The organism is Erwinia plantamica (genome assembly GCF_043420595.1).
Taxonomy (GTDB): domain Bacteria; phylum Pseudomonadota; class Gammaproteobacteria; order Enterobacterales; family Enterobacteriaceae; genus Erwinia; species Erwinia aeris.
On record NZ_JBGCUC010000009.1, the window covers coordinates 171,625 to 188,261 of the forward strand.

Consider the following 16,637-nt stretch of genomic DNA (forward strand, 5'->3'; position numbering starts at 1 on the left):
CAAAAGGCCGCTTACGCGGCCTTTTTTATCGCTGAATTTCCGCTAACCCTGCCCGTTTCCATTAGCCAGGCCTGGATTTATGACTCTGCTTTCTCAACGGATCGCGCTGGCCCGTCGGCATCAGCGACGCTGGCTCTGCATCCTGAGCATTTTCTGCGTGTTGGTTTTTCTGCTTAGCCTCTGCGCCGGCGACCGCTGGCTTTTTCCGCAAAGCTGGTTCAGCGGTGAAAACCGACTGTTTGTCTGGCAGCTGCGGCTGCCGCGTTCGCTGGCGGTGCTGCTGGTCGGCGCGGCGCTGGCCGTGTCCGGCGCGGTGATGCAGGCGCTGTTTGAAAATCCGCTGGCGGAGCCGGGCCTGCTTGGCGTCGCCAACGGCTCAGGCCTTGGGCTGGTGCTGGGGATTTTTAGCGGCGTAACCGGGCTGTGGCCGCTAAGCTTTTTCGCCATTGCAGGCGCGCTGTTGATTACCTTTATCCTGCTGCGTTTTTCCCGCCGCTCGCTTTCCACCAGCCGCCTGTTGCTGGCGGGCGTGGCCTTAGGCATTATCTGTAGCGCGGGCATGACGTGGCTGGTCTATTTCAGCGCCAGCCTGGATCTGCGCCAGCTAATGTACTGGATGATGGGCGGCTTTAGCGGCGTGGACTGGCGCTACGGCGGGCTGATGTTGGCGCTGCTGCCGGTGCTGCTGTGGCTATGCCGCCAGTGGCGCGTGCTGAATTTGCTGGCGCTGGGCGAGGTTTCCGCCCGCCAGCTCGGCCTGCCGCTGCTGCTGTGGCGCAATTTGCTGGTGCTGGCGACAGGCTGGCTGATTGGCGTCAGCGTGGCGCTGGCCGGGTCGATCGGCTTTGTCGGCCTGGTCATTCCGCATATTTTGCGGCTGAACAACCTGAGCGATCATCGTATGCTGTTGCCGGCCTGCGCGCTGGCGGGCGGCGGCGTACTGCTGGCGGCCGATATCCTGGCCCGTATCGCCATCGCTTCGGCGGAGCTGCCGATCGGCGTGGTGACGGCCACGCTGGGCGCGCCGGTTTTTATCTGGCTGTTGTTACGTAACCGGGCCTGACCTGCGGCCCGCTTTTTTCTCTACTGAAACAGGAAAAACCAATGAGTATTTACGATACAGAACTGGTGACGCTGGATGGCGAACCGACGACGCTGGCGCAGTGGCAGGGCAACGTACTGCTGATCGTTAATGTCGCCTCTAAGTGCGGCCTGACGCCGCAGTATGAGCAGTTGGAAAATATTCACAAAGCCTGGCAGGATCGGGGTTTTGCCGTGCTTGGCTTCCCCTGCAACGCGTTTCTGGAGCAGGAGCCGGGCAGCAACGAAGAGATTAAAACGTTTTGCAGCACCACCTATGGCGTAACCTTCCCGATGTTCAGTAAAATCGAGGTCAACGGCCCGCATCGGCATCCGCTCTATCGCCAGCTGATTGCGGCAAGACCGGAAGCGGTAGCGCCGGAAAATAGCGGTTTCCTGGCGCGTATGAGCAGTAAAGGACGCGCGCCAAAAGAGCCGGGCGACATTTTATGGAACTTCGAAAAGTTCCTGGTTGGTCGCGACGGCACGGTGGTACAGCGCTTCTCGCCGGATATGACGCCGGAAGATCCTATTGTGATGGAAAGTATCAAAGCGGCGCTGGCAAAATAGATGCTGTTGCAGTGTGAGGGCGTTGCGGTCGCGCAGCGCCTCGCGCCCTTTACCGCCAGCGTTGATAAGGGCGAGCTGATCCATCTGCTTGGCCCTAACGGGGCAGGTAAAAGCGCCTTACTGGCGGCGCTGGCGGGATTGTTGCCGGCGGAAGGGCGTATCGTTTTCAACGGCACGCCGCTGTCGGCCTGGAACGGCTATGCGCTGGCCCGCCATCGCGCTTATCTGGCCCAGCAGCAGCGACCACCTGGCAGTATGCCGGTCTGGCATTACCTTAAGCAGCATCAGCTGGTGGACGAGGGCGATCGGATACTGATAACCCTTTGCGAAACTTTTCAGCTGGCGGATAAACTGGCTCGCTCGCTTAACCGCCTCTCCGGCGGAGAATGGCAGCGGGTGCGTCTGGTGGCGGTGCTCTGTCAGACCGCGCAGCCGGAAGGGCAGCTGCTGCTGCTGGATGAGCCGTTAACCGGTTTGGATCTGGCACAGCAGGCCGCGTTCGATCGCTGTGTGGCCGCCAGGGTCGCAGAAGGCCTGACGATTATCATGAGCGGACACGACATCAATCATTCATTGCATCACGCCCGGCGCATCTGGCTGCTGCAAGAGGGGGTTTTAGTGAGGCAGGGCGCCACGGAAGAGGTGTTACGGCCGGAAACGCTGTCGGCGGTGTATCACGTGCCTTTCAGAAAAATAGATGTAGAAGGACAATCGCTGTTGACCACGCTGTTTTAAACCAGCGGCAAAGAATAAAGGGAATCTGTTATGCGCTACCTGGTCTTATTACTGGCTATCCTGCTGGCGGGCTGTAGCAGCCATGCGCCGCCGCCGAACGGCCATCTTTCCGATTCCATTATGGTTATCGCCCGGCTGAACGAACAGCTCAGCGAGTGGCGCGGCACGCCCTATCGCTACGGCGGCATGGGACGCAGAGGCGTTGACTGCTCCGGGTTCGTTTATCTGACCTTTCGCGATCGCTTTGATTTGCAGCTGCCGCGTACGACGCTTGCGCAAACGAAAACGGGAACGCGCATCGGTAAAAAGGATCTGTTGCCTGGCGATTTACTGTTTTTTAAAACCGGCGCGGGAGAAAACGGTTTGCACGTCGGCATTTATGATACTGACGACCAGTTTATCCATGCTTCTACCAGCCAGGGCGTAATCCGATCGTCGCTGAATAACGTGTACTGGAAAAAAGTTTTCTGGCAGGCGAGGCGTATTTAATTAATATAGCCTGCTAACGAATTTCAGAAAAGGCTTATCTATCCGCCGGTTAACTTTTGTGGCTATAATAAACCCGGCGGGCCGGTTTAGCAGCTTATTGCATCAGGCTTTAACCAGCCCGTTAAAAGTGATTTCCCGTGTCGGATTTTGTAAAGATAGTTTAAAGAAATGCGCCACGGGGATATCTCAGCACGAAACTATGCTTTAATAGTAAAGCATTTTTTCTTGCTGAATATGTGATAGCTTAACCCGCTATGGGTTTTTATCCTGGTCGGTGTACAACAGGCGTATTAATGCGCCGTACGGCGGCTGCATCATGGCTGAATAAAAATGAATATCCATCTGGAAGCGGATTATAAAAGTCACACAGCTTTTAACCCGATCTACCGTTTCGGCGGGCAGCTTATCGCCGTCGAATTGCTCACGCATTTTTCCCACAGTACCGCTAACGTCGCCATCCCTCAGGAACTTTTACTACCACAGCTCAATACAGATCAGCGTATTCTTTTATTACAGAATCAGATCAACTGCATTGAACGACACGCCGATTTTTTTAGTCAGGAAAGAGTGAAGGTCACGCTGAAAATAGACGAACTGCTGGCACAAACCATCCTTGATAGCGAGTTTCTGAGCCGCAAACTGGACGCGCTGGCGTGGCTGGAGCTGGAAATTAGCGAAAGTTTCACCGACTTAAAGTTGGGGAAAGATCACCCCGGCCTGATGGCGCTCAGTGAAAGGTTTGATTTAAGCCTGGCGAATTACGGCGCAGGAAAAGCGCCGTCAAAAGCAGTATACGACAATCTCTTTTCCCGTATTAAGCTCGATAAAGGCTTTATTCAGCATAATATTAACCGGATCTCTTTTCAGCCGTTTATCAGTACGCTGCTGGAGCATATTAAGCCCCATTGCCAGCAGGTTATTGTCCAGGGCGTGGACGATATTACCGGCCTGGAAAAAGTCAGCCGCTATCAGTTCGACGGTATTCAAAGCGCGCTGTTTTCTCCGGTAACGGGAGAGTCGCTTTCCTCGCTGATTGTGCCGCCGAAAGAGCTGACAGGCGAAGCGATGTAATATCCCTTTACTCTCTCCGTGTTTACCGCAGCGTATGAGGTTTACACTTAAAGCCGGTACCGAAAGCGCATCAGGGCGTCGGTAAACAGTAAGGGGAGCGTATGCATTTTAACAATAGCTGGCATGACGAGCTGGCGGGATTTTATACCGCCCTCAATCCTACGCCGCTGAAAAACCCACGTCTGCTTTATCATAGCGCGCCGCTTGCGCGGGAGCTGGGGCTGGACGAAAGCTGGTTCACCGCCGATAAAACCGCTATCTGGAGCGGCGCGCAGCTGCTACCGGGCATGCAGCCGCTGGCGCAGGTGTACAGCGGACATCAGTTTGGCGTCTGGGCGGGACAGCTGGGCGACGGGCGCGGCATCCTGCTGGGCGAACAGCAGCTGGACGACGGCCGTAAAATGGACTGGCACCTGAAAGGCGCGGGCCTGACGCCCTATTCACGTATGGGCGACGGACGCGCCGTGCTGCGCTCTTCACTGCGCGAATTTCTTGCCTCCGAAGCGATGCATCACCTCGGTATTCCCACATCCCGCGCGCTGACGGTCGTTACCAGCGACGAGCCTGTGCAGCGGGAAACCACCGAGCGCGGCGCCATGCTGCTGCGCGTTGCGGAAAGCCACGCCCGCTTCGGCCACTTTGAGCATTTCTTTTACGCGCAGCAGCCGGAAAAAGTCCGCCAGCTGGCTGACTATTTAATCCGTCATCACTGGCCGCATTTGCAGGAGGAGCAGGATCGCTATCTGCTCTGGTTCCGTGATGTGGTCAGGCGCACGGCCAGGCTAATCGCCCAGTGGCAGAGCGTCGGTTTTGCGCATGGCGTAATGAATACCGATAACATGTCGGTATTAGGGATAACGCTGGATTACGGCCCGTACGGTTTCCTGGACGACTACAAACCGGATTTTATCTGCAATCATTCTGACTATCAGGGGCGCTACAGCTTCGATAATCAACCGGTGGTAGGGCTGTGGAACCTGAACAGGCTGGCGCATGCGCTTTCCGGGCTGCTGGATACCGCCCAGCTGAAGCAGGCGCTGGCGGAATACGAGCCGGAGCTGATGCAGTGTTGGGGCGACAGGATGCGCGCGAAGCTGGGCCTGCTGACGCAGGATAAAGACGATAACAACATTCTGACCGGGCTGCTGTCGCTGATGACTAAAGAGGGCAGCGACTATACGCTGACTTTCCGCATGCTGTGCGATACCGAGCAGCAGCAGTCGCGTTCGCCGCTGCGGGATGAGTTTATCGATCGTGAAGCCTTTGACAGCTGGTACAACATTTACCGTCAGCGGTTACTGCAGGAAGAGAGCGACGACGCTACGCGTCAGCAAAAGATGAAGCAGGTCAATCCGGCCGTGGTGTTAAGAAACTATCTGGCCCAGCAGGCGATTGAACAGGCCGAGCAGGATGACGTCAGCGTGCTGGCCAGGCTACACCAGGCGCTGATCAGGCCTTTTGATGACGCGCCGGAGTTTGCCGATTTGATGCGGCGTCCGCCAGACTGGGGTAAAAAGCTGGAGGTCAGCTGCTCGAGCTAAAGCGGGCGTGATGCAGGCTTGAACGAGGGTGATTAAACGGACGTGATGCAGGCTTGAACAAGGGTGATTAAACGGGCGTGATGCAGGCTTTAACGAGGGTAATTAAACGGACGTGATGCAGGCTTCAACAAAGATGATAAAGCGGCAGGCAGGGTACGCCAGCGCGTCCATGCGCACGGCGTCCTGCCTGCTTTCAGGCCTGTCTTAGCGCCTCGCTTTAATCGCCTCGGCCAGCTGCGCTAACACCTCTTCGCTGTCACCCCAGCCCAGGCAGGGGTCGGTAATCGACTGGCCGTATACCAGCGGCGTACCGGCCTGCACTTTCTGGGTGCCTTCCTTCAGGAAACTTTCAATCATTACGCCGGCAATCGACGACGAACCGTCACGGATCTGCTGCGCTACGGACGCGGCGACCTCTTTTTGCAGGCGGTGCTGTTTCAGACAGTTGCCGTGGCTGAAATCAATAACCAGCCGTTCCGGCAGCCTGTGTTCGCGCAGGCTGGCGGCAGCGGCGGCGACGTCTTCCGCATGATAGTTTGGCCGCTTGCCGCCGCGCATAATGATGTGGCCGGACGGGTTGCCGCTGGTCTGATAAATGGTCATCTGTCCATGCTTGTCCGGCGACAGGAACATGTGGCTGGCGCGGGCAGCGCGTATCGCATCGACCGCAATCTGAATATTACCGTCCGTGCCGTTTTTAAAGCCAACGGGACAGGAAAGCGCGGAAGCCATTTCGCGGTGGATTTGGCTTTCTGTGGTACGGGCGCCGATGGCTCCCCAGCTGATGAGATCTGCCAGGAACTGACCCACCACCATATCCAGGAATTCGGTGGCCGTAGGCATGCCCAACCGGTTGATCTCCAGCAGCAGCTCGCGCGCTACGGCCAGGCCGTGATTCACCCGGAAACTGCCGTCCAGATCGGGATCGGAAATCAGGCCTTTCCAGCCCACCACGGTGCGCGGTTTCTCAAAATAGGCGCGCATCACGATTTCCAGCTCGGCGGCATGGCGCTGGCGCAGCGCGTTAAGCTTCGCCGCATAGGCCAGCGCGGCATCGGGATCGTGGAGCGAGCAGGGGCCGATCACCACCAGCAGGCGGCGATCTTCGCCGGACAAAATCCGGGCAATACGCTGGCGGGAAGCGGTCACGTTCGCGGCGATATCAGGCGTGATCGGGAAACGCTGCGCCAGTTCGTCAGGCGTAATCAGGCTCTCGATGCGCGCGGTCCGCAGTTCATCTGTCTTGTTCATAGTTGTCCAAAAATTTTTTTCTTCGCAGCGGCGGAAATACCGGGAAGTGATGGCGATCACAATAAACCCGACACGGCGTGGATTTCAACCCGAAACGCCGGACAGAACGGCGCAACGGGATAAATATCACTTTTTCTGGCGCGGAATCAAAAAACGGCTGCGCCTCAGTACATTCGACGCGTCAGGCCCATGATATCTAAAATTTTCGTGGCGATTTCCTCAACGGAGTAATTGGTACTGTTGAGGTAACGGATCTGATGGGTACGAAACAGGGCTTCCACCTCGCCGACTTCCAGCCGACATTGCCGCATGGACGCGTAGCGGGTATTTTCCGCCCGCTCCTGGCGGATCGCGGCCAGCCGCTCGGGATCGATAGTTAAGCCAAACAGCTTGTTCTGGAAAGGCCGCAGCGCGGGCGGCAGCTTCAGGTTATCCATATCGTCGGCGATAAAAGGATAATTGGCGGCGCGAATGCCAAACTGCATGGCCAGATAGAGGCTGGTCGGCGTCTTGCCGCAGCGCGAAACGCCCAGCAGGATCACCTGCGCCTCCTCCAGCCCGCGCAGCGAGATACCGTCGTCATGTGCCAGGGTGTAGTCGATGGCGGCGATGCGCGCATCGTACTTGCCCAGGTTGTTGGCCGTCAGACCGTGCGTGCGGTTGGCGACCGGTGCGGGCGCTATGCCCAGCTCCTGCTGAAGCGGCGCCACCAGCGACTGGACGATGTCCTGACAGAAGCCTTCGCTTTGCAGAATAATTTCCCGGATTTCCGGCGTGACCACAGAAATAAACACCAGCGGGCGCAGGCCGCTTTTCTGCCAGATAGCGTTAATCTGCGCTTTGACCGCCTGCGCCCGCTGCACGTTTTCCACAAAGGGCAGCGTCACGCTGTTAATGTTGACAGGAAACTGCGAAAGCACCGCGTGGCCGAGCACTTCAGCGGTAATGGCCGTTCCGTCAGAAATATAAAATACGCTGCGTTCGTTGCTGTCCATTTTTCGATCCCTAAGAAACTGAGTGGCAGAGTAAATTAAACTACAGTCTTATAGCAATTAGCGCCAGCTGACGAAATTAAATTAAAATTTCACTTCTCATTGTAATGAACTTTTTGTTTTTATAAAAAGAAAGACGGGGCTGAAAAAGAGGATTAATGAAATAACGTTCCTGTTTGTCATGCGTAAAAAGCGCTATTTTCCGGAAAAGCATGCTAAAAGGGAATCAAAATAGCTCGCCACATCTCTTCCTTTTTTAAATAGCCCTTTTAATTAAAATAATCTTATATATCATAAGCTTAAATATATTTTTATCGCCCGAAATAAGATTGCTGTTCGCGGAATAGTCTTAAAGTTTTCCTTTTAGTCAGCTTGAACGATTCAACAGTTTCTTTCCATACACGGAATGTGCCAGGCTCAAAAACGCACGATGCTATTTCCATTAATTCATTCATAAAAGGATTGCTTCAATGTCCAATCAAGGCGCACTGCCGTTTGTGCTCTGGTATAACCAGCTTGGCATGAACGATGTTGATCGGGTGGGCGGCAAAAATGCCTCTCTGGGTGAAATGATCACTAATTTGTCATCGCTTGGCGTTTCCGTTCCCAACGGTTTTGCCACTACGGCCGATGCATTCAATCAGTTCCTCGATCAGAGCGGCGTCAGTGAGCGCATCCATACGCTGTTGGACAAAACCGATATTGATGACGTGGACGAACTGGCAAAAGCGGGTAAACAGATCCGCGAGTGGATTGTAGAGACGCCTTTTCAGCCAGAGCTGGAGCAGGCTATCCGTGAAGCCTACCAGCAGCTTTCCGCTGACGACGCCGAGGCTTCGTTCGCCGTGCGCTCGTCCGCTACGGCCGAAGATATGCCGGATGCCTCTTTCGCCGGCCAGCAGGAAACTTTCCTGAACGTACAGGGCTTCGACGCCGTGCTGGTGGCGGTGAAGCATGTTTACGCCTCGCTGTTTAACGACAGGGCGATCTCTTATCGCGTGCATCAGGGCTACGATCATCGCGGCGTCGCCCTGTCGGCTGGCGTACAGCGGATGGTGCGCTCCGATGCCGGCGCCGCTGGCGTAATGTTTACCATTGATACCGAATCGGGCTTCGATCAGGTGGTGTTTATTACCTCTGCTTATGGTTTGGGCGAGATGGTGGTTCAGGGCGCGGTTAACCCGGACGAATTTTATGTGCATAAGCCGACGCTGGCGGCGGGTCGTCCCGCTATCGTGCGTCGCAACATGGGCTCGAAAAAAATCCGTATGGTCTACGCCGATTCGCAGGCGCACGGCGAGCAGGTCAAAATCGAAGACGTGCCGGAAGCGGAGCGTGACCGTTTCAGCCTCAGCAGCGAAGAAGTGGAAGCGCTGGCGGCACAGGCGGTGCAGATTGAAAAACATTATCAGCGGCCAATGGATATTGAATGGGCGAAGGATGGCCATACCGGCAAGCTGTTTATCGTGCAGGCGCGTCCGGAAACCGTGCGCTCCAATGGCCAGGTGATGGAGCGTTATACGCTACAGGGGAAAGGTGCCGTAGTGGTGGAGGGGCGCGCTATCGGCCATCGTATCGGTGCGGGCGAGGTCAAAGTGATCCACGATATCAGCGAGATGAACCGCATCGAAAAAGGCGACGTGCTGGTCACTGATATGACCGATCCCGACTGGGAGCCGATTATGAAGAAAGCGTCGGCAATCGTTACCAACCGTGGCGGGCGTACCTGTCATGCCGCCATTATCGCCCGCGAGCTGGGTATTCCTGCCGTGGTCGGCTGCGGTAACGCTACCGAGCTTCTGAAGGATGGCCATAAGGTCACCGTCTCCTGCGCAGAAGGCGATACCGGCTATGTTTACGACGATCTGCTCGACTTTGAGGTAAAAAGCTCACAGGTTGATGAAATGCCCGCGCTGCCGCTGAAAATCATGATGAACGTCGGCAATCCCGATCGCGCCTTCGACTTCGCCTGCCTGCCTAATGAGGGCGTGGGGCTGGCGAGACTGGAATTTATCATTAACCGCATGATCGGCGTGCATCCTAAGGCGCTGCTTGAATTCGACAGTCAGACGCCGGAATTGCAGCAGCAGATCCGCAGCATGATGAAAGGCTTTGACGATCCGGTAGAGTTCTATATTGCCCGCCTGACGGAAGGCATCGCCACGCTGGGCGCCGCTTTCTCGCCGAAAAGGGTGATTGTGCGCCTGTCGGATTTTAAAACCAATGAGTACGCTAACCTGGTCGGCGGCAAGCACTATGAGCCGGAAGAGGAAAACCCGATGCTGGGCTTCCGTGGCGCGGGCCGCTACGTGGCCGACAGCTTCCGCGACTGCTTTGCGCTTGAGTGCGAGGCCGTCAAGCGCGTGCGCAACGAAATGGGGCTGACCAACGTCGAAGTGATGGTGCCGTTCGTGCGTACTGTCGCGCAGGCGAAAGCGGTGGTGGAAGAGCTGGGGCGTCAGGGCCTGAAGCGTGGCGAGAACGGATTAAAAATCATTATGATGTGCGAAATCCCTTCTAACGCGCTGCTGGCGGATGAGTTCCTGCAATACTTCGACGGGTTTTCCATCGGCTCAAATGATATGACGCAGCTGACGCTGGGGCTGGACAGGGATTCCGGCGTGGTATCAGAACTGTTCGATGAGCGTAACGATGCGGTGAAGGCGCTGCTGTCGATGGCGATCCGTGCGGCGAAAAAAGCCGGAAAATACGTGGGCATTTGCGGCCAGGGGCCATCCGATCACGAAGATTTTGCCGCATGGCTGATGGCAGAGGGCATCGACAGCCTGTCGCTCAATCCGGACACGGTAGTTCAGACCTGGTTAAGCCTGGCAGAACTGCCTAAAGCGTAGCGATTCATTACCAGACGCAGTGAAAGGCCGACTTGTTCGGCCTTTTTGCTTTGCTATGGATAAAAAAAAGCCCATCACATGGGATGGGCAAAGACTACACACAGCAATTCTTTAGGGTGTTTGGGGAAAAAGGTTGTTTATAAATCAGCGCGTTGCTGCTAAACATAACCGATATACTATTCCCCCCGCTGAAGTGAGTCTTTAAGAATCCTCTTATTAGTTTAAAGACGATAATATTTAATCACTGAAATTGCAGGCGTAAGGGGCGATATGTGTACTTATATTAATCAATTGCCGGTAAGTGAGACGGGAAGGGCGAAAAACCGGCGGATAATGGTAAAAGTTGCTTAACAAATGCGCCTTTTAAAGTAATAGGTGGTTTTAAAGCATTAAGGCGGTCAGGCATGCTAACCGCCTTAAAGTTATTGCTTAACTGAATTTTCCTGTTCTATTTCAGCAAGTTCTTCAACGACCTCTTCAGGATCGTCTCTGGGCGCGGGTTCTTCATGCATCCAGACCGATACCAGTCGATAAGAGACTGCCAGCACTACCGGGCCAATAAAAAGGCCGATCATGCCGAACGCCACCAGCCCGCCGATCACGCCGGAAAGGATCAAAATCATCGGCAAATCGGCACCCATTCTGATAAGCACTGGCCGCAGCACGTTATCCAGCGTGCCCACCACGCAGCTCCAGATCAGCAGGACGGTGCCCCAGGTGGTGTCGCCGCTCCAGTAGAGCCAGATGATAGCGGGGATCAACACGACCAGCGGCCCCAGCTGCACCAGGCAGGAGAGGATCATCACTACCGTCAGTACCGTAGCGTAAGGAATGCCGGAAATGGCCAGGCCGATACCGCCTAATACGCCCTGCACCAGCGCGGTAACCACCACGCCAAGCGCCACGGCGCGGATGGCCTGACCGGCAAGCAGCACCGCCGCGTCGCCGCGACGATGGGCCAGCCGATAGGCAAAGTGGCGAATGCCGTTACCCACCTGCTCACCGCGCCAGTAAAGCAGCACGCTGAACAGCAGCATCAGTCCCAGATGCAGCATAAAGCGACCAAAGTGCCCGGCCTGCGCGAATAAAAAGATGCTGGTGCGCCCGATATAGGGCTGAACGCTGGCCACCATCGCCGTGCCGCCGCCCGCCACCAGATGACGCCAGGCGGAATAGAGTTTTTTGCCCACCAGCGGAATGTCGTGTAGCCACAGCATCTGCGGCAGCATCACATGCCCCGAGGTCGCCCAGGCGATTACCGGCCCGCTGTTCTCAATCAGGCTGTTAACCAGCAGCGCGACGGGGATAACAAACAGCAGCACCAGCAGCAGCGTCATGGCGATCACCGCCAGTGAACGGCGCCCCCACAGCCAGCCCTGGATTTTCAGCATCAAAGGCCAGGTGGCGATCACCACCATGCTCGCCCAGGCGAATCCCAGCACAAAGGGCTGAACCACCCACAGACAGGCGACGATCAGCAGCGTAATAAACAGGATGGAGAAGATGATTTGCAGCATATCCCATCCGTTTTGCGTGTTCTTCATGTATGACCATTAACCTCAAGTAATAAAGTCGTCAGAAAGGCCGGAAAGCGGGAGCGGACATTCCGCTCCTGATGTATTAAACGCATTTTCCACACAAACGGCACGTTATTCTTTTCGCTGGGGTTTTGAAAGGGCGACAGGTCATAAAAAAATGTGATAAAACCATAAGAAAGAGCAAACGTTACACCTCAAACACAACCTGGTCACACGATAATGATCCCACAGATTTCTCAGGCGCCGGGCCTCGTTCAACTGGTGCTGAATTTTTTGCAGGCGTTAGAGCAGCAGGGTTTTACCGGTGATACCGCTACCAGCTATGCCGACCGTCTTACCCTGTCCACCGATAACAGCATCTATCAGCTGTTGCCCGATGCGGCGCTGTTCCCCCGATCCACGGCCGATGTTGCGCTGATTGCTCGTCTGGCGGGCGAAGAGCGCTATCGAAGCCTGGTCTTTACGCCGCGTGGCGGCGGCACCGGCACCAACGGCCAGGCGCTGAATCAGGGCATCGTGGTCGATATGTCCCGCTATATGAACCGCATTCTGGACATCAATGTGGAGCAGGGATGGGTAAAAGTAGAGGCGGGGGTGATCAAAGACCAGCTCAACGCCGCCCTGAAACCGCTGGGCTACTTCTTCTCGCCGGAACTCTCCACCAGCAACCGCGCCACGCTCGGCGGCATGATTAATACCGATGCGTCAGGGCAAGGCTCGCTGGTTTATGGCAAAACCTCCGATCACGTTTTAGGGCTGCGCGCGGTGCTGCTGGGCGGCGACTTGCTGGATACGCGGGCAATCCCGACAGGCGTGGCGGAGCAGCTGGCGGCGGAGCAAACGCGCGAGGGCGAAATCTATCGCACGGTACTGGAATGCTGCCGCGATCGCCGTGACCTTATTGTTGAGAAGTTTCCAAAGCTCAACCGCTTTTTGACCGGCTACGATCTGCGCCACGCCATCAGCGACGATTTGCAGCAGGTGGATTTAACCCGTCTGCTGTGCGGCGCAGAAGGCACGCTGGCTTTTATTACCGAAGCCCGCCTGAACATCATGCCGATCCCCAAAGTGCGACGGCTGGTCAATATCAAATATGATTCCTTCGACTCGGCGCTGCGCAGCGCACCTTTTATGGTGGAGGCGCAGGCGCTGTCGGTTGAAACGGTTGATTCAAAGGTGCTGAACCTGGCACGGGAAGATATCGTCTGGCATTCGGTCAGCGAGCTGATCGCCAACGTGCCGGACCAGGAAATGCTGGGGCTGAATATTGTTGAGTTCGCCGGAGACGATAAGGCGCTGATCGACGGTCAGGTCGCCTCACTTTGCCAGCGGCTGGAAAGCCTGATGGCGGCCGGCGAGGCGGGTATTATCGGCTATCAGCTGTGCAACGATATTGGCGGTATTGAGCGCATTTACGCCATGCGTAAAAAAGCGGTCGGGCTGCTCGGCAACGCCAAAGGCCGCGCCAAACCGATCCCTTTCGTCGAAGATACCTGTGTGCCGCCGCAGCATCTGGCGGACTATATCGTCGAGTTCCGCCAGCTGCTGGACAGCCACAACCTGAGCTACGGCATGTTTGGCCATGTCGATGCGGGCGTGCTGCACGTGCGCCCCGCGCTGGATATGTGCGATCCACAGCAGGAAATGCTGATGAAGCAAATCTCCGACGAGGTGGTGGCGCTGACGGCGCGCTACGGCGGCCTGCTGTGGGGTGAACACGGCAAAGGCTTCCGTGCCGAATACAGCCCGGCGTTTTTTGGCGAAGCGTTATACAACGACCTGCGCCGCATCAAGGCGGCCTTCGATGCCGATAACCGGCTTAATCCGGGGAAAATTTGTGCGCCCCTGGGCGTTGACGAGCCGATGATGAAAGTGGATGCGGTAAAGCGCGGCACCTTCGATCGTCAAATTCCGGTCAACGTGCGCAGCGACTGGCGCGGCGCGATGGAGTGCAACGGCAACGGTCTGTGTTTTAATTTTGACGTGCGCAGCCCGATGTGTCCGTCGATGAAAATCACCGGCAATCGTATTCACTCGCCGAAAGGCCGCGCCACGCTGACCCGCGAATGGCTGCGGCTGCTGGCGGAGCAGGGCGTCGATCCGCTGGCGCTGGAACGCTCGCTGCCCCAGGCGAAAGTCAGCCTACGCGGCATGATCGAGCGCACCCGCAACAGCTGGCACGCGAAGCGCGGCGAATATGATTTCTCGCACGAGGTGAAAGAGGCGATGTCGGGCTGTCTGGCCTGTAAAGCCTGTTCCACCCAGTGTCCGATAAAAATCGACGTGCCCGGCTTCCGTTCCCGTTTCCTGCAGCTTTACCACACCCGCTATCTGCGTCCGGTCAGCGATCACCTGGTCGCCGGCGTGGAAAGCTACGCGCCGCTGATGGCAAAAGCGCCCACGTTCTTTAACTTCTTTTTACGCCAGCCGCTGGTGCGCAAGCTGAGTAAGGATCATATCGGCATGGTCGATCTGCCGCTGCTTTCCTCGCCCAATCTGAAGCAGCAGCTGGCCGGGCAGCGGGCGGTGACCACCACCCTGGAGCAGCTTGAGGCAATGAGCGAAACGCAGCGCGCGCAGCATGTGCTGATCGTGCAGGATCCGTTTACCAGCTATTACGAAGCCAGGCTGGTCAGCGATTTTGTGACGCTGGTGGAGAAGCTTGGCTATCGGCCGGTGGTGCTGCCTTTCTCGCCCAACGGCAAGGCGCAACATATCAAAGGCTTTTTACAGCGCTTCGCCAGAACCGCGCAGAAAACGGCGGATTTTCTTAATCGCGTGGCGAAACTCCAGCTGCCGATGGTCGGCGTCGATCCGGCGCTGGTGCTTTGCTACCGCGACGAATACAAAGAGATCCTTGGCGAAAAACGCGGCGACTTCCACGTGCAGCTGGTGCATGAATGGCTGCAAAATGCGCTGCCGGCGCGCCAGCCCGTCCCGCAAAGCGGCGAAGCCTGGTATCTGTTCGGCCACTGTACGGAAGTCACTGCGCTACCCGCATCCAGCCAGCAGTGGGCAGGGATATTCGCGCGCTTTGGCGCAAAACTGGAAAACGTCAGCGTAGGCTGCTGCGGTATGGCGGGCACGTACGGGCATGAAACAAAAAATCTGGCTAACTCGCTGGGTATTTATGAGCTGTCATGGCATCAGGCGCTGCAAAAACTGCCGCGCCAGCGCTGCCTGGCGACCGGCTATTCGTGCCGCAGCCAGGTGAAACGCCTCGAGGGTAACGGCATGCGGCATCCTTTACAGGCGCTGCTGGAGCTGCTTTAAGCAGCGTTCGGTAATGCCAGAGCAGATATCTTCACGCCGCCAGGGTATAATGGTCTGTTCTGGCGGCGAGCTACATAATTCGCGAGGCTTTGCGCACAAACTCATTTTGCAGCGCGGTCGCCTTATCCCATTCGCCGCTCAGCGCGAGCTGATGGCACAGACGGGTAAGCGAGTGGCGCGCCAGCTGCCAGGCTTGCATACGGAAGAGGCGTTCCCGCTCGGGATTGCCCAATTCCTGCAACAGACGTTGATGCAGCCTGCCGAGCGCGTGCAGATAGCTCTGGTCATCGCCGTTTAGCTGGCAGAGTTCGGCCATATCAAGACAGGTATCGTTAAACTTACGCAGCTGTTCCAGGGTGCATTCAGGCCGATTCACTTTGGCCTGCGCCATAGTGTAATCAACGGTGATATCCCGGATGGAAAACTTGTATTCATCAATTTTATGTTGCAGCCAGGCACTCATCGTCAGATTCATTCCGGGACCCATTCACGCTAATGATAATCATTATCATATTATAACTGGCGCATTATTCAACGCTGGCGCAAAAAATTTTTATCGATTTATGCTGCCTCTCAGATAAATTGGTAATAACAATACGCGTTAAGGATGAAAGAGGTAAAATAACTATTATTCCTGCTTAGCGCAGCGCGGCTGATATTTACTGGCTGCTTTTCAATGTGTTACCATTTCGTTAAATCACTGCGTGACACACATCGCAAACCTCTTCACAGGGTCTAAACTGAATAAAGAGGCCCAAAAAAGCCCGGTTGGCCTTAATCCCTGCAAAACAAGAGGTTGAAGAGACAATCATTATCACTAACATAGGGGTATCAGCCCGCAGGGCTACCGACTCGCGAGGTAATGTTATGCCATCAGCAACGACCGCTTCTTTTTCGCCGGACGATTTCGTCTGGAAAGGACTGACGCTTACCGACAGCGCCGCACAGCAAATCATCGCGCTGTCCGCCAGCGACCCGCACGTTAAGGGTTTAAAGCTGGGCGTTAAGACGTCCGGCTGCGCCGGATTCGGCTACACCATGGATTTGATTAAAGAGCCTGCGTCAGATGATTTAGTGTTTACCCATAACGGCGCGAATCTTTATGTGCCGCTGCAGGCTATGCCTTTTATCGACGGAACCGAAGTCGATTTCGTTCGTGAAGGCCTGAACCAGATTTTCAAATTTAATAATCCTAAAGCTCAACACGCCTGTGGCTGTGGTGAGAGCTTTGGCGTTGAGTAAATT

The 16,637-nt window shown here is 56.0% G+C and carries 13 protein-coding genes; 9 read left to right on the plus strand and 4 right to left on the minus strand.

Annotated elements, in window-relative coordinates:
* Positions 1 to 79 precede the first annotated feature (79 nt).
* From btuC to AB3U87_RS12135, 6 genes are all read left to right on the plus strand, one after another.
* A complete protein-coding gene (gene btuC / locus AB3U87_RS12110; RefSeq protein ID WP_394149165.1) occupies positions 80 to 1,063 on the plus strand; it encodes a vitamin B12 ABC transporter permease BtuC in 984 nt (327 codons plus the stop codon).
* A gap of 41 nt (positions 1,064 to 1,104) precedes the next feature.
* Positions 1,105 to 1,650 (plus strand): glutathione peroxidase, encoded by a 546-nt coding sequence (locus AB3U87_RS12115; protein ID WP_253454459.1) that lies wholly within the window; start codon positions 1,105 to 1,107, stop codon positions 1,648 to 1,650.
* A complete protein-coding gene (gene btuD / locus AB3U87_RS12120) occupies positions 1,651 to 2,385 on the plus strand; it encodes a vitamin B12 ABC transporter ATP-binding protein BtuD (RefSeq protein ID WP_394149167.1) in 735 nt (244 codons plus the stop codon).
* Between the two features lie 30 nt (positions 2,386 to 2,415).
* Entirely contained in the window at positions 2,416 to 2,874 is a 459-nt protein-coding gene (locus AB3U87_RS12125; protein WP_301729668.1) for an NlpC/P60 family protein, read from the plus strand.
* Between the two features lie 330 nt (positions 2,875 to 3,204).
* Positions 3,205 to 3,945 carry an EAL domain-containing protein gene (locus AB3U87_RS12130; RefSeq protein WP_253454456.1) on the plus strand — a complete coding sequence of 247 codons (741 nt, stop codon included), beginning with the start codon at positions 3,205 to 3,207 and terminating at the stop codon, positions 3,943 to 3,945.
* A 101-nt stretch (positions 3,946 to 4,046) separates the two neighbouring features.
* Positions 4,047 to 5,486 carry a protein adenylyltransferase SelO gene (locus tag AB3U87_RS12135; protein ID WP_370733952.1) on the plus strand — a complete coding sequence of 480 codons (1,440 nt, stop codon included), beginning with the start codon at positions 4,047 to 4,049 and terminating at the stop codon, positions 5,484 to 5,486.
* 204 nt (positions 5,487 to 5,690) lie between these two features.
* Here the strand turns inward: AB3U87_RS12135 and AB3U87_RS12140 are convergent, their stop codons facing one another.
* Positions 5,691 to 6,737: a 3-deoxy-7-phosphoheptulonate synthase gene (locus tag AB3U87_RS12140; RefSeq protein WP_394149170.1), complete on the minus strand. Its 1,047-nt coding sequence runs from the start codon at positions 6,735 to 6,737 to the stop codon at positions 5,691 to 5,693.
* 164 nt (positions 6,738 to 6,901) lie between these two features.
* A complete protein-coding gene (ppsR, locus tag AB3U87_RS12145; RefSeq protein ID WP_125289768.1) occupies positions 6,902 to 7,732 on the minus strand; it encodes a posphoenolpyruvate synthetase regulatory kinase/phosphorylase PpsR in 831 nt (276 codons plus the stop codon).
* Positions 7,733 to 8,199: 467 nt separating this feature from the next.
* On the opposite strand from ppsR, the gene ppsA reads away from it, so the two are divergent.
* On the plus strand, positions 8,200 to 10,581 hold the full coding sequence (gene ppsA / locus AB3U87_RS12150) for a phosphoenolpyruvate synthase (RefSeq protein ID WP_394149172.1): 2,382 nt from the start codon (positions 8,200 to 8,202) through the stop codon (positions 10,579 to 10,581).
* A 422-nt stretch (positions 10,582 to 11,003) separates the two neighbouring features.
* Here the strand turns inward: ppsA and ydiK are convergent, their stop codons facing one another.
* Positions 11,004 to 12,125 carry an AI-2E family transporter YdiK gene (gene ydiK, locus AB3U87_RS12155; RefSeq protein ID WP_253454452.1) on the minus strand — a complete coding sequence of 374 codons (1,122 nt, stop codon included), beginning with the start codon at positions 12,123 to 12,125 and terminating at the stop codon, positions 11,004 to 11,006.
* 213 nt (positions 12,126 to 12,338) lie between these two features.
* Here ydiK and ydiJ point away from each other — a divergent pair, with 213 nt between their 5' ends.
* Entirely contained in the window at positions 12,339 to 15,392 is a 3,054-nt protein-coding gene (gene ydiJ, locus AB3U87_RS12160) for a D-2-hydroxyglutarate dehydrogenase YdiJ (RefSeq protein ID WP_394149174.1), read from the plus strand.
* 70 nt (positions 15,393 to 15,462) lie between these two features.
* On the opposite strand, the gene AB3U87_RS12165 is transcribed toward ydiJ, so the two are convergent.
* Complete coding sequence (locus tag AB3U87_RS12165; protein WP_253454450.1) at positions 15,463 to 15,867, minus strand: hypothetical protein; 405 nt, start codon at positions 15,865 to 15,867, stop codon at positions 15,463 to 15,465.
* A gap of 392 nt (positions 15,868 to 16,259) precedes the next feature.
* Here AB3U87_RS12165 and sufA point away from each other — a divergent pair, with 392 nt between their 5' ends.
* Positions 16,260 to 16,634, plus strand: coding sequence for a Fe-S cluster assembly scaffold SufA (sufA, locus tag AB3U87_RS12170; RefSeq protein WP_125289773.1), 375 nt, complete (start codon positions 16,260 to 16,262; stop codon positions 16,632 to 16,634).
* Positions 16,635 to 16,637: the final 3 nt, after the last annotated feature.

What these genes read in the sequence shown, in the direction of transcription:
- AB3U87_RS12125 (WP_301729668.1), top strand. Translation starts at nt 2,416, where the DNA reads ATGCGCTACCTGGTCTTATTACTGGCTATCCTGCTGGCGGGCTGTAGC.
- btuC (WP_394149165.1), top strand. Translation starts at nt 80, where the DNA reads ATGACTCTGCTTTCTCAACGGATCGCGCTGGCCCGTCGGCATCAGCGA.
- ppsR (WP_125289768.1), bottom strand. Translation starts at nt 7,732, where the DNA reads ATGGACAGCAACGAACGCAGCGTATTTTATATTTCTGACGGAACGGCC.
- ydiJ (WP_394149174.1), top strand. Translation starts at nt 12,339, where the DNA reads ATGATCCCACAGATTTCTCAGGCGCCGGGCCTCGTTCAACTGGTGCTG.
- AB3U87_RS12135 (WP_370733952.1), top strand. Translation starts at nt 4,047, where the DNA reads ATGCATTTTAACAATAGCTGGCATGACGAGCTGGCGGGATTTTATACC.
- AB3U87_RS12115 (WP_253454459.1), top strand. Translation starts at nt 1,105, where the DNA reads ATGAGTATTTACGATACAGAACTGGTGACGCTGGATGGCGAACCGACG.
- AB3U87_RS12165 (WP_253454450.1), bottom strand. Translation starts at nt 15,867, where the DNA reads ATGAATCTGACGATGAGTGCCTGGCTGCAACATAAAATTGATGAATAC.
- ydiK (WP_253454452.1), bottom strand. Translation starts at nt 12,125, where the DNA reads ATGAAGAACACGCAAAACGGATGGGATATGCTGCAAATCATCTTCTCC.
- ppsA (WP_394149172.1), top strand. Translation starts at nt 8,200, where the DNA reads ATGTCCAATCAAGGCGCACTGCCGTTTGTGCTCTGGTATAACCAGCTT.
- AB3U87_RS12130 (WP_253454456.1), top strand. Translation starts at nt 3,205, where the DNA reads ATGAATATCCATCTGGAAGCGGATTATAAAAGTCACACAGCTTTTAAC.
- AB3U87_RS12140 (WP_394149170.1), bottom strand. Translation starts at nt 6,737, where the DNA reads ATGAACAAGACAGATGAACTGCGGACCGCGCGCATCGAGAGCCTGATT.
- sufA (WP_125289773.1), top strand. Translation starts at nt 16,260, where the DNA reads ATGCCATCAGCAACGACCGCTTCTTTTTCGCCGGACGATTTCGTCTGG.
- btuD (WP_394149167.1), top strand. Translation starts at nt 1,651, where the DNA reads ATGCTGTTGCAGTGTGAGGGCGTTGCGGTCGCGCAGCGCCTCGCGCCC.